This is a genomic window from Oceanisphaera sp., assembly GCF_052084945.1.
Lineage (GTDB): Bacteria > Pseudomonadota > Gammaproteobacteria > Enterobacterales > Aeromonadaceae > Oceanimonas.
In genome coordinates, this window is the sequence record NZ_JBQDEX010000082.1 from 1 (window position 1) to 12830 (window position 12830).

The 12830-nt window shown below is 47.7% G+C and carries 11 protein-coding genes and 1 pseudogene; all 12 read right to left on the reverse strand.

Annotated elements, in window-relative coordinates; genetic code table 11:
• A pseudogene (locus tag ACTHY5_RS08460) lies at positions 1–467 on the reverse strand (hypothetical protein); the annotation flags it as partial.
• Positions 464–1249, reverse strand: a complete 786-nt coding sequence (locus tag ACTHY5_RS08465) for a ParA family protein (protein WP_441878660.1) — start codon at positions 1247–1249, stop codon at positions 464–466. The gene ACTHY5_RS08465 and the pseudogene ACTHY5_RS08460, both read right to left, overlap by 4 nt.
• Positions 1250–1252: 3 nt before the next feature.
• Positions 1253–2107, reverse strand: coding sequence for an OmpA family protein (locus tag ACTHY5_RS08470; protein ID WP_441878662.1), 855 nt, complete (start codon positions 2105–2107; stop codon positions 1253–1255).
• Positions 2104–2847 (reverse strand): flagellar motor protein, encoded by a 744-nt coding sequence (locus ACTHY5_RS08475; protein ID WP_441878664.1) that lies wholly within the window; start codon positions 2845–2847, stop codon positions 2104–2106. The genes ACTHY5_RS08470 and ACTHY5_RS08475 overlap by 4 nt, the downstream gene beginning before the upstream one ends.
• 1 nt (position 2848) lies before the next feature.
• Positions 2849–4060 (reverse strand): protein-glutamate methylesterase/protein-glutamine glutaminase, encoded by a 1212-nt coding sequence (locus ACTHY5_RS08480; protein ID WP_441878666.1) that lies wholly within the window; start codon positions 4058–4060, stop codon positions 2849–2851.
• A gap of 23 nt (positions 4061–4083) precedes the next feature.
• Positions 4084–6102, reverse strand: a complete 2019-nt coding sequence (locus ACTHY5_RS08485) for a chemotaxis protein CheA (RefSeq protein WP_441878668.1) — start codon at positions 6100–6102, stop codon at positions 4084–4086.
• A gap of 9 nt (positions 6103–6111) precedes the next feature.
• Complete coding sequence (locus ACTHY5_RS08490; RefSeq protein WP_441878677.1) at positions 6112–6864, reverse strand: protein phosphatase CheZ; 753 nt, start codon at positions 6862–6864, stop codon at positions 6112–6114.
• 9 nt (positions 6865–6873) lie between these two features.
• Complete coding sequence (cheY, locus tag ACTHY5_RS08495; protein WP_441878679.1) at positions 6874–7245, reverse strand: chemotaxis response regulator CheY; 372 nt, start codon at positions 7243–7245, stop codon at positions 6874–6876.
• 306 nt (positions 7246–7551) lie between these two features.
• A complete protein-coding gene (locus tag ACTHY5_RS08500) occupies positions 7552–8274 on the reverse strand; it encodes an RNA polymerase sigma factor FliA (protein WP_441878670.1) in 723 nt (240 codons plus the stop codon).
• Positions 8258–9142, reverse strand: coding sequence for a MinD/ParA family ATP-binding protein (locus ACTHY5_RS08505; protein ID WP_441878672.1), 885 nt, complete (start codon positions 9140–9142; stop codon positions 8258–8260). Before ACTHY5_RS08505 ends, ACTHY5_RS08500 begins: the two co-directional genes overlap by 17 nt.
• Positions 9135–10547, reverse strand: coding sequence for a flagellar biosynthesis protein FlhF (gene flhF / locus ACTHY5_RS08510; protein ID WP_441878674.1), 1413 nt, complete (start codon positions 10545–10547; stop codon positions 9135–9137). Before flhF ends, ACTHY5_RS08505 begins: the two co-directional genes overlap by 8 nt.
• A 15-nt stretch (positions 10548–10562) precedes the next feature.
• The gene (flhA, locus tag ACTHY5_RS08515) at positions 10563–12659 is read right to left on the reverse strand and encodes a flagellar biosynthesis protein FlhA (RefSeq protein ID WP_441878675.1); all 2097 of its coding nucleotides are present in this window, start codon (positions 12657–12659) and stop codon (positions 10563–10565) included.
• Between the last annotated feature and the right edge of the window lie 171 nt (positions 12660–12830).

Genomic DNA, 12830 nt, shown 5'->3' on the forward strand with positions numbered 1-12830 from the left:
GTTAAAGGAACGGCAAAGGTCATGCCAGCCACTTCAAAAAATAACACCTGAAAACTATGCTCGGTGTCCATATTACGCCATTCATCACTTGCGGGCGTATTCACAACAACAGGGGCTACCTCAACCTCAGTTTGCACTTTGGGCGGAGCCTTCACAGCAGGTGTGCTAACAACAGGGGCAGGCTCAACGGCCGGAGCCACCTTAACTTCTGGCTGCGTAATGGGCTCTGGCGTAGCAACCTTTAGTTCTTCTTCTTTAAGCTCTGCTACTTGTGCCAGTAAGGCCTCTAATGTTTGGCGACGTTCCGTTTCAACAGGCTCAGCAAACGGTTTAGCCGCCACACTAGGGGAAGCTGCAACCTGAGGCTGTGGCTCAGCACGGGGCGTGGCATCAGGTTTAGACTCTGGCGACTCTGCTAGTAAAGCGTCAAAATAATTATCAAGTGCATCGGAATGTTGTTGATTCATAGCGCCGTCTCCGCCCCTTCTTGCTGCCATAAATACCGTAACAAGGAGTGATAGGCAAATACCCCGCGGCTACCTTTAGCAAAGTAAGAAGGCGGTTCATGACGCAAACTTGCATCACGAAACTTGGTATCAACAGGAATAACCGACGGCCATAAATTACCCTCATATTCTTGTTCTAAGCTTGTTAAGCTTTGTACCGAGGCACGTGTACGCTGATCAAACATGGTTGGCACAATAGTATATTTAAAACCTTCTTTTTTAGCCCTGTGCATTAACTTAAAGGTGCTCACCATACGCTCTAGCCCTTTAATGGCTAAAAACTCTGTTTGCACCGGTACTAAAATACGGTCGCAGGCCGCCAAGGCATTCACCATCATCACCCCTAATACTGGCGGACAGTCTATAATCACCACATCAAAATCTTGTTCTACTTCGCTGAGTAAGCGTTTGAGGACGAGCCCCATACCCTCTCGGCTACTGGAGGTACGCTCTAAAGTAGCCAACGAAATAGACGCCGGTAATAAGGTAATACCACTAAAACGGGTTTTTAATGACACCTGTTCAAATAACGCCTTGGTTGGCTGAGGGGCTTTAAATAAATCAAACAGGCTGTGTTGCAGCCCGTCCATATCATAGTCGAAATAAGAGGTCAGCGAACCATGAGGGTCGGTATCGATCAGCAATACGCGCTTATTATGCTGCGATAATAAACCTGCAAGTGCGACGACTGTAGTGGTTTTACCCACGCCCCCTTTCTGATTTGCTACTGTCCAAACTATCAATGCTTATTCCTGTGTTGTGCCGATACGAATGCCACCATTGGGCAGCTCATATACACGTAAATCCGGACTTTTTTCTGTGGCCAAAGGCCGAGATGGCAGCGCGGTTGGCGTTTGCCACTGCTGGGGCGAGATTGCAATATCAACTCGCCGACGTTGCGCACGGCCACGATCACCTAGTGATATCTGTTGTGGCTGAAACTCACCATAAGCCTCTAAGGCAAGCCGAGGGGCGCTAATACCCTCATAAAGCAACCATTCTAATACAGCGCGAGCTCGCTCAGCGGATAACTGCCAATTAGAAGCGTATAATTCGTTATTCACTGGCAAATTATCTGCATAACCTCGTACGCGTATAAAGTGTGTTCCCACTGTTAATGCCGGTATAATTCGACTTAGCAGCGGCTTGGCATTCGGCCCCAGTAACGCGCTACCACTGGCAAATAATAATTTACCGTCAAAGCTCACAATCAACCAGTCGCCTTTTTCTTCTAATACAACCGATTCTTGTTGTAATAAGCCTGGTAAGGCCAATGCAAGTTGAGCTTTCACTTCAGCTAAAGGCGCGTCTATTTCCTTAAGCTGGGTATTAATGTTAAGCGCATCTTTATTATCCGACGGCATAATCATTAAACTATCGGCGTCAGTGGGCTCAGACTTACCATTTAATCGTACTAATGCTTGCTCTATCCCCTCAAGCATAGGCTGCTTATATTCTGTTTTGCTGGCATTAATGGCATATAGCACCACAAACAACGCAAACACTAACGTCATATAGTCTGCATAAGACACCAGCCAACGCTCTGGACCAGAAGTGCCACTGGCTCTTCGATTACGGGTGACTAACGAGCGCCGTCTCAATGACGCAACCCTTGATATTGCGCTAACTGACGGCTCATCGACAAGCTACTGTCACCTCGGGCAATGGCTAATAAGCCAATTGCCGTTAGTTCTCTATAGCGTAATTCCAGCCGATAAATCGCCCGCAATCGGTTTGCCAAAGGTAATAATAATAAGTTAGCCAAGCCCACACCATATAGTGTGGCCACAAATGCCACTGCAATACCGGCACCTAACTGAGCTGGGTCTTCTAAGTTAGACATCGCCTGAATCAGTCCTAATACCGCGCCTATAATACCAATGGTGGGGCTATAACCGCCCATGGCCTCAAAGACTTGTGCTTCTAACTCTTTTTGCTCTTCAATGCAGCTTAGTTCATTATCAAACAGCTGCTCTAAAGCCATCAGTTCAGTGCCATCAACAACCCACTGCAGCCCTTGCTGTGTAAAAGAGTCAACACTTGCCTGCTCGCCCTTAGACTCTAATGCTAAAAACCCTTCTTGACGTGCTAAGTGAGACCAATGTAGTAAGCGAGAAGCTTGCTCATTAAAATTCCACTTGGGCAGGCTAAATAATTGGCCACTGGCCTTGAGGGCTGCACTAAATTGTCGCCATGGGGTTTGTAGTAACACAGCACCTAAGGTGCCCCCCACCACAATTAATAGCGCGGGGCCATCTAACAAACCCCACAAGCTACCGCCGTGCCACCATTGCGCAAGCACAATGCAAGTCAGTGCCAGTATTAGCCCACTCAGTGCCATATTAGCTGCTCATCTCATTAACGATAGCTTCGCCAATAATTGGCAATGGCAAAGATTCGCTGGCAATGCCTGCCTTAGCAACGGCTTGAGGCATACCATAAACAACACAGGTTTCTTCGTCTTGGGCCCAGACACTCGCCCCCTGCGCTTTTAATAACCTTGCACCTTCTCGCCCGTCTGCCCCCATGCCAGTTAATACTACCGCCAATACTTTGCCACCATACACTTTAGCCGCAGAAGCAAAGGTAATATCAACGCAGGGTTTGTAATTAACCTTGTCATTGCCATCTATAATACGCAGTCGTGTGGCACCCGACCGACCTTCAAAAATCATCTGTTTACCCCCTGGCGCTAAATAAGCATGTCCTGGGCGAACTTGGTCACCATCTTGCGCTTCTTTTACGCTAATTTTGCACAAGCTATTAAGCCGTGCCGCAAAGGCCGAGGTAAAGGTACCGGGCATATGTTGAATAAGCACAATCGGGTGCGCAAAATTGGCCGGCAACTTTGTGAGCACATCTTGTAGCGCCACAGGCCCACCGGTAGAGGTACCAATGGCCAGCAATTGATAGCTTTTACCGCTGCGCCTTGGTGCACTATGACGTACTTCTGGTGTATTCGCTGGTGTCGGCTCTGTAGGTACCACCCTAGCGCGAGATGCCCCCAGCACAGAACGAGTCTCAGATCTTGTTCGAGCCTCAAAAGCCGTTTTAGGCTCACGCCCCGCGACAGGGCGTGCAGCCGGGCGACTTAACGGAGTACGCAACGGCGGTGGTGTGGCAGCAAGCGGCGCTGTTTTAGGTGGCATAAAACGACGACGACGCGCAATGGCTTTCACTCGCTGCTGTAGCAATAGCATGGCTTCATCTCTACTGCGCGCAATATCTTCAAACTTTTTAGGTAAAAAGTCGACCGCACCAGCATCTAGCGCATCTAACGTCGCTTGAGCGCCATCGTGCGTAAGCGACGAGAACATTAATACCGGCGTGGGTACTTCTTGCATAATGTGACGCACAGCTGTAATCCCATCCATTACCGGCATTTCAATATCCATGGTAATGACATCGGGGCGCACTAGCCGCGTTTTTTCAATGGCCTCTTGACCATTCGCCGCCGTTTCTACCACAGTAAGCAAAGGATCTTGGTTAAGGATCTCACTCACCCGACGTCTGAAAAAACTAGAATCATCAACTACCAGTACCCGAATAGACATTAATATCCTCGCACTTATTGTATTTAGACGTAACGCCGCGCATACGCTTTAATTAAGCCTGCCAGATCTAAGATCAAGGCAATGCCGCCGTCACTAGTAATGGTCGCACCTGCCATACCAGGTGTACCGTGCAAGAGCTGATCTAACGGTTTAATGACAACTTCTTCTTGACCAATTAATCCATCAACCACAAAACCGACTTGCTGATTACCTACCGCCACAATCACCACATGGCCTTGTGCCTGACGAGCACGCGGCACGCCTTTTAATAACCAATCTTGCAAATAAAAGAGCGGAATAGCGTGGTTACGAACCACCACAGTTAACTGCCCATCCACAACACTAGTACGGGTTAAATCAAGGTGGAATATTTCATCAACGTTGGTCAGTGGTAGTGCAAACGTCTGTTTGCCCACCAACACCATTAAGGTCGGCAAAATTGCCAAAGTCAGTGGCACTTTAATCTGCAGTTTGGTGCCCACCCCTTGCTCTGAATCTATATGAATAGAGCCATTCACCGAGGTAATACCGGTTTTAACGACGTCCATCCCTACACCACGCCCCGACACATCAGTGATTTCCACTTTGGTTGAAAAGCCCGGTGCAAAAATTAAATTATAAGCTTCATTGTTAGTCATACGTGCTGCAGCATCAACATCTAAAATACCGCGTTTAATCGCAATATCTTTCAGCTTTTGCGCATCCATGCCGGCACCGTCGTCTTCAATGCCCAGCAAAATATGGTCACCTTCCTGAGAAGCCGTTAGCCTTATCACACCCGCCCTTGGCTTGCCGGCAGCTTCACGCTCATCCGGCATTTCTATGCCGTGATCACAAGAGTTACGTACCAAGTGCACTAAAGGATCAGCCAAGGCTTCCACTAAGTTTTTATCTAAGTCAGTATCTTCACCGACCATTTCCAAATTAATTTCTTTTTTCATGGTACGCGCAATATCACGCACCACTCGAGGAAAACGCCCAAATACTTTCTTAATGGGCTGCATGCGGGTTTTCATCACCGCGCCTTGCAAATCACCGGTCACAGCATCTAGGTTAGCCACTGTTTTAGAGATATCTTCGTTTTCATGGTTAGCATCAAGACTAATCAGGCGATTACGCACTAAGACTAACTCACCCACCATGTTCATGATCTTATCGAGTATCTTAGTATCCACTCGCACCGATGTATCCGCTGCTGCACTGTGTGTTGCCGCCTTAGCAGGGGCTTTTTCTGCAGCTTTGGCAACGGGTGCAGGCGCGGGCGTAGGAGCAGGCGGCGGTTCAGGTGAATGAGACTCGGTTACTGTTGGGCCCTTACCTGAGCCATGTAACTCGTCAAGCAAGTTCTCAAACTCAAGATCGTCAATTAAACCATCATCTGATGTACTCGACTCTGGCTCTGCCGCCTCAGGCGCACCACCGTGCTTACCCGCACCATGTAGTTGATCTAATAAGGCTTCAAATTCATCATCTGTAATATCGTCAGAGTCCGCTGCGTCAGATGCAGCCTCGCTGGCAGGCGTCGCAGGTTCAGGATCCAACTCCGTTAACATTTGCTGATATTGGTTGTCATCTAAACCAGCAATGCCCGGCTCAGTGGGTGAAGGTGCTTGCGCTTCAGGCGCCTTTTTATCAGCCGCTTCATCTTCACTTTCAGGACGGCAGTAACCTTCTAATGCAGCCAGCAACTCGGGCTCAGCCGGCGTGGGCTCTTCGCGATTTTGAATTTCGGAAAACATCACATTTACCGTATCCAAAGCACGCAAAATAACGTCCATCAGCTCTGAAGTTACTTGCCGCTGGCCGTTGCGCAAGATATCAAATACGTTCTCGGCTTTATGGCAGGTATCAACCAAGGCAGTCAGCGATAAAAAGCCAGCTCCCCCTTTAACGGTATGGAAACCACGGAAAATAGCATTTAGTAGCTCTTTATCGTCTGGCTGTTGTTCAAGTGTAACCAACTGCTCCGACAACTGCTCTAGGATCTCTGATGCTTCGATCATAAAATCCTGTAGAATATCTTCATCTACATCAAAGCCCATGTTTTCTCCTTAGAATCCCAAACTAGACAGTAAATCATCCACACCGTCTTGGTCTGAAACGACATCTTGTCGATGTTCTTTGTGCATAATGGGGCCTTCGGCAGTAATGTCCGAGACCGGATCCTTTTTTGGCGTAGGTTGGGCGTCTTCCATACCCGGCAAGCGGCCGAATACAGACAAAATAGCAACCAACTTGGCTTCTACTTCTTGTACCAAATTAATAACCCGACGGATCATCTGGCCAGTTAAATCCTGATAATCTTGTGCCATTAAAATTTCGGTTAGCAATTCTTTTAACTGATCGGCATCTTGATTAGAACTCAGTAAAAAACCATCTAACTTAAAGCATAACTCTTTAAACTGCCCCAACTCTAGTTGACGCTCCATTAGCTCACGCCAATTTGGCATAATTTGCTGAATATTATCCGTAAGTCGGTCAACAATCGGCAAGCTAGTTTCTACCGCATCCATAGTACGGTTAGCGGCTTTATCTGTCATGTCAATAACATAACTTAAACGCTCGCGAGCATCAGGAATTTCACTTTCTGCGATCTCAGGCAAGCGCGGGTCGTTACGAAACTCCTGCAAAGAGTCGTGTAGCTGACGCGTAAGCTGCCCTACTTGATCAACCAAATCTTTCGCTTGGGGCATGCACACGTCAGTCAAATAACGGTCTGCTCCTTCCTGATCGCCACGCTCTAACATTGCCACCAGTATACGAGCCTGCTCTAAGCTGATCGTTCCTTTCTGAAATGCCATTATGCTGCCTTTTTATCCAATTCGCTCAAATACTTTTTCAAGCTTCTCTTTTAAAGTACCTGCTGTAAAAGGCTTAACCACATAACCGTTTACCCCAGCTTGGGCAGCAGCAATAATTTGCTCACGCTTCGCTTCTGCTGTCACCATTAATACCGGCAGGTGTTTGAGCTTTTCGTCAGCTCGAATCGCTTTTAATAAATCAATCCCCTGCATACCCGGCATATTCCAATCGGTAACAACAAAGTCAAAATCGCTGTTTTTTAGCATAGGTAATGCAGTAAGGCCATCATCCGCCTCTAAGGTGTTATTAAACCCGAGATCTCTTAATAAGTTTTTTATAATCCTGCGCATAGTGGAAAAATCATCCACAATCAGGATTTTCATATTTTTGTCCAAGCAATATCTCCTATCAGCTAAATCAATGGCGGCTGAACATAACAAGTATCTTAACTATATCGCCCCACAAAACCTTAACTTAAATCGTATATCGGGTAATTAATACAATAAAATAGACCAAGCGTTAGAAATTGGTCATTTAACACACAAAAAAAACACAGTCCGCAGTTTAATAACGCAACCACATCACCTTTACCGGTTAAAGCTAAGCCATTTTGTTATGGAAAAATAGCCATAAAACCTGAAATTTTTTATAGCTACTATCTAAACGACGCTGTTCACGGCCAGAAGAGTTCACCCTTTCCAGTCTTTTAGCTTTGCGCGTAATCGATGCATCGCTTGGCTATGAATTTGGCTCACGCGTGACTCACTAACATCCAACACGTCACCAATTTCTTTTAAGTTAAGCTCTTCATCATAATATAAAGATAACACCATGGCTTCTCGCTCAGGCAAGGTTTTAATATGCTGCGACAAGGACGTTTGAAAGCGCTGTTTAGCCATGTCATCGAAGGGGTTATCACTATAATGCCCCACCTCTACATGTGCATCAATCCCCGTTTCAAACTCATCCATGTCCAGTATTTTACCATTACTAGTATCACGCAACATAGCGTAATACGCATCCAAGCTCACCTTAAGCTCATCAGCTACTTCCCGATCAGTGGCGTTACGCCCTTCACGCGCTTGTATTTCAGCAATCGCATCCGCAACTTGGCGGCTATTTTTGTGCACTGAGCGAGGTACCCAGTCGCCTCGGCGCATTTCATCTAGCATGGCTCCCCGAATACGAATACCAGCAAAGGTTTCAAAACTGGCCCCTTTGCTGGCATCAAAATTACGAGTGGCTTCTAATAAACCGACCATGCCAGACTGAATTAAATCGTCAACTAATACGCTATCAGGCAGTCGTGCTAATAAATGATAAGCAATACGACGCACCAAGCCCGCATGACGTTCAATTAACTGGGACTGCTGTTGGCGAGCATACGCCTTTGCTTTATTTACTCCAGACATCAGTCTCTGCCACCGGCGGATTCAGTAAGTTTTCAATAAAAAACTGTAAATGACCACCTGCACGCTCAGGCGCAGGCCAGCTAATCGCTTTATCTGCCAACATTTTGATGGCCATGGCCGAAGGAGACTTAGGGTATTGGTTAACGACTAAGGTTTGTCGGCGCACCGCTAAGCGTAAGTTACCATCAAACGGCACACAGGCCACCAACTCTAACGCGGCATCTAAAAAGCGATCGGTTACTCGCGTTAGCTTAGCAAACAGCTCTCGCCCTTCACGTTGACTGCGCACCATGTTGGCGATAATTTTAAAGCGAAAAACCCCATAATCACGCGACAGTATTTTAATCAATGCATAAGCATCAGTAATTGAAGTGGGTTCATCGCACACCACTACCATCACTTCTTGGGCCGCCCGCGAGAAGCTAAGCACCATGTCTGAGATACCGGCAGCGGTATCCACTAGCAAAATATCAATTGGGGTTTTCATCTCACTAAAAGCACGAATAAGGCTCACATGCTCTAGCGGAGATAATTCGGTCATCGACTGATTGCCCGAGGTTGCCGGAATAATCTTAATTCCTTGTGGACCTTCCACTAATGCTTCATCAAGAGTGCATTCACCGCGTAAAACATGAGATAGGTTACGCTTAACCCGAATTCCCAGTAACACGTCTACGTTGGCTAATCCTAAATCGGCATCCAATACCATTACGCGTTTTCCCATGGCGGCCATCGCAGACGCCATATTCAGCGTAATGTTGGTTTTGCCCACACCACCCTTACCCCCAGTGACCGAAATAACCTGTACTCTGCTTGATTTTTGCATAAGTCGCAGCCCACTCGCCTGGTCCTGAAACCAATTATTCATAAAAACGCGCATCCTCTTCATCGGACTCAGAAGATTCCCAGTAGTAAGGATCTTCTCGACGCTGCTCTAAACTTCCTAACGCCTGCTTGACCAGCTCAATCCCATCGGCCAATCGTATGTCTTCCGGTACCCGCTGCCCATCGGTGATATAACTAATAGGAAGACTATTTTGGATACTAATATCCAGCACATCTCCCAGCGACAAGCTTTCATCTAGCTTCGTTAAAATACACCCCGCCAGCGGGATACGCCGAAAGTGATCCACTGCTTCTTGTAATACCCGACGCTGTGCGGTGGCAGGTAGCACTAAATAATTGCGGATCTTAATTTGTTTATCACCCACTAAAGTGTCTAGCTGCTCATTCAGTCGAATGTCGCGCTGCCCCACACCCGCAGTATCAATTAACACCAAGCGCCGATGACGCAGCTGGTAAAGCGCTTGGGCCAGCTCTTGGTAAGTACGCGCTTGTTTAACCACCACCCCCATAATACGCCCATAAGTTTGCAGCTGCTCGTGGGCGCCAATGCGGTAATGGTCAGTGGTAATAAGCGCAATTTGATCCGAGCCATAGCGTGCGGCAAATCGGGCTGCTAATTTAGCAATGGTGGTCGTTTTGCCCACACCGGTAGGCCCTAATAAAGCCACAGCACCGCCTTGGCGCAATATTTCATCTTCACCGGTCAGCAATTGCTGGCTTAATGCTTTTTCAATTTGTTCCCATGCCTCGTGAGGTGGCGCGCCATCGTTAACGCGCATGGCAAGCTGATCAGCAAAGCCATCGCTAAACCCTAATTCATTCAGGTGCTTAATCACCAAAGCCCGCACTGGCTCACGACGCTCTACCTCTTGCCACATTAAGCCGCTAACTTGGTGTTCAAGTAAGCGCCGTATACTGGCAATTTCTGAACGCATGGCATTCAACTCTTTTTCTTTGGCGCTGTCTCTGCGCTTATAATCGCGCGCATCATGCAGCGGCACCGTTGCCGTCGCTCTGGGTTGGCTAAGAGTCGGCTCTTGACGCCGCCCAGCATGCTCAGAGCGTGGCTCTGGCATGGGTTCTGGGGGCTCAGGCCAGCTAGATTGCTCTGCTAATGTTTGAGGAGATAAAGCCGGCGGCGCTTGTTGGCGCCCACGCATCAGTAGCGACTGCAAAGTTTCAGCCTGTTGCTTATCGTCTAAAGGGGCAACAAACTGACGCGCTTGTGACGATATCTTGACACTGTCATCATGCAATGGCCGTTGCGTTGGCGTTACGGGCTCTTCATCGTCATCTACTGCCGCAACAATCTCAATGCCACCCGACACTTTTTTGTTCGACATAATAACGGCGTCCGCCCCTAGCACTTCTTTTACTTCGGCCAGTGCAGATCGCATGTCTTTGGCAAAAAAACGTTTTATCTTCATTTAACTATCACCCTGCTACTGCTGCCCAACCGATGCCACTATGCGGATTTGGCGGTCATCAGGCACTTCTTGATAAGACAGCACCCGCAAACTTGGAATGGTATGTTTTACAAAGCGGGCCAAAGTTGTTCGTAACATACCTGAGGTTAATAAGATGGCCGCTTGCCCTTCCATTTCTTGATTCGCCGCCGCTTGAGCTAATGATTGTTGCATACGCTCTGCTAAACCTGGCTCTATACCACTGCCCTGAGCGCCGCCTGCTTGTAAAGAGTTCTGCAATATCTGTTCCAACTCTGGCGCCAGCGTAATAACGGGCAGTTCTCGTTCGGTGCCCGCAATTTCTTGCACCATAAAGCGGCGTAGGGCAATACGACATGCGGCGGTTAGCACCTCAGGATCTTGGCTTTTACCTGCGTATTCGGTCAGCGTTTGTAAAATAGTGCGCATATCACGAATGGTCACCCCTTCATGTAGCAAGCTTTGTAATACTTTAGTCACCAACGCCAAGCTCATGGTATTAGGCACCAAGCCTTCTACTAACTTAGGCTGACTACGACCAATTTGATCAATTAAGCTTTGTACCTCTTCATGCCCTAACAGCACCGAGGCTTGATTGGTGAGCAATTGGCTTAAGTGAGTAGCCACTACCGTTGCGGCATCCACTACCGTATAGCCTAAGCTTTGTGCTTGCTCTATTTGTTCTTTAGTCACCCACGTGGCTTCTAAATCAAACGCCGGATCTCGAGTGTCTATACCTTGTATGGGGCCAAAAACTTGGCCTGGATTAATGGCAAGCTCCCGCTCTGGGTAAATATCTGCCGTGCCCGAACTCACCCCCATCATGGTAATTTGGTATTGATTCGGCCCAAGATCTAGGTTATCGCGAATGTGTACTGCGGGTATCAAAAAGCCTAGCTCTTGCGAGAGCTTTTTACGCACCCCTTTAATACGGCTAAGTAACTCTCCGCCTTGTGCCTGATCAACCAAGCTAATTAGGCGATACCCAACTTCAAGTCCAATGGTGTCAACTTGCGCCACATCATCCCAGCCCAGCTCTTTTACCTCGGTGCTTGGCTGTTCTGGGGCATCGGCGACTTCAACCAGCTCTTGTTCTAAACGCTGGTTGCGCTTAATGGTCCACCACGCAGCAAACCCCGATAAGCCACCTAGCAGTAAGAATGCAAAATGCGGCATGCCAGGCACTAAGCCCATGGTAATTAAAATACCAGCGGCAATAGACAATGATTTGGGGTTATCAAACAGCTGGCCCAACATGGCTTCACCCATGTCTTCGCTGTTATTTTGGCGGGTAACAATAATAGCCGCGGCAATTGAGAGCATTAACGACGGAATTTGTGCAACTAAACCATCACCAATGGTTAGCAGAGTATAAATTTTAGCCGCTTCTGAAAACGACAGCCCATGCTGGGCCATACCAATAATAAAGCCGCCAATAATATTGATAAATAGGATCATGATGCCGGCAATGGCATCCCCTTTTACAAATTTAGAGGCACCGTCCATCGAGCCATAAAAATCGGCTTCTTGGGTCACATCGGCACGTCGCACGCGGGCTTCATCTTGGTTAATCAGCCCCGCATTTAAATCCGCATCAATGGCCATCTGCTTACCAGGCATGGCGTCTAGGGTAAAGCGAGCACTCACTTCAGCAATTCGACCTGCCCCCTTGGTCACCACGGCAAAGTTAATGATCATTAAAATCAAAAACACAATTAAGCCCACGGCATAGTTACCGCCAATCACCACATTACCAAAGGCTTCTATTACATTACCCGCAGCCCCTTCACCTTCGTGCCCTTCTAGCAGTACTACTCGAGTAGAAGCCACGTTCAGCGCCAACCGCAGCAAAGTAGCAACCAGTAGTACGGTCGGAAAAGCCGCAAAATCCAACGGACGTTTGCTATACACCGCCACCATTAAGATGACCAGTGCCAGTGAAATATTAAAAGAGAATAGAATATCAAGTAGCAACGCAGGAATGGGTAACACCACCATGCCCAGCGCAGCCAATACCAGCAAAGGCGTACCTAGCCCTTTGCTAAACCACGAGTTCCACGGCCCTAGCCGTTGAATTTGATCCTTAAATGCCATTCACACTACATTGCTCTAATAACTGATGGTCGACAACATGCAATAAACGAGCCAAATACTATAAAAACAACAAAGTGAATGGAAACGTAAATGGGATTGGGGAATAGGGGTTGGGGCGAGAGAAAATCGGTAAGGCGGGAAGCGGACAACATAATGCTGTTTAGCGTTTAT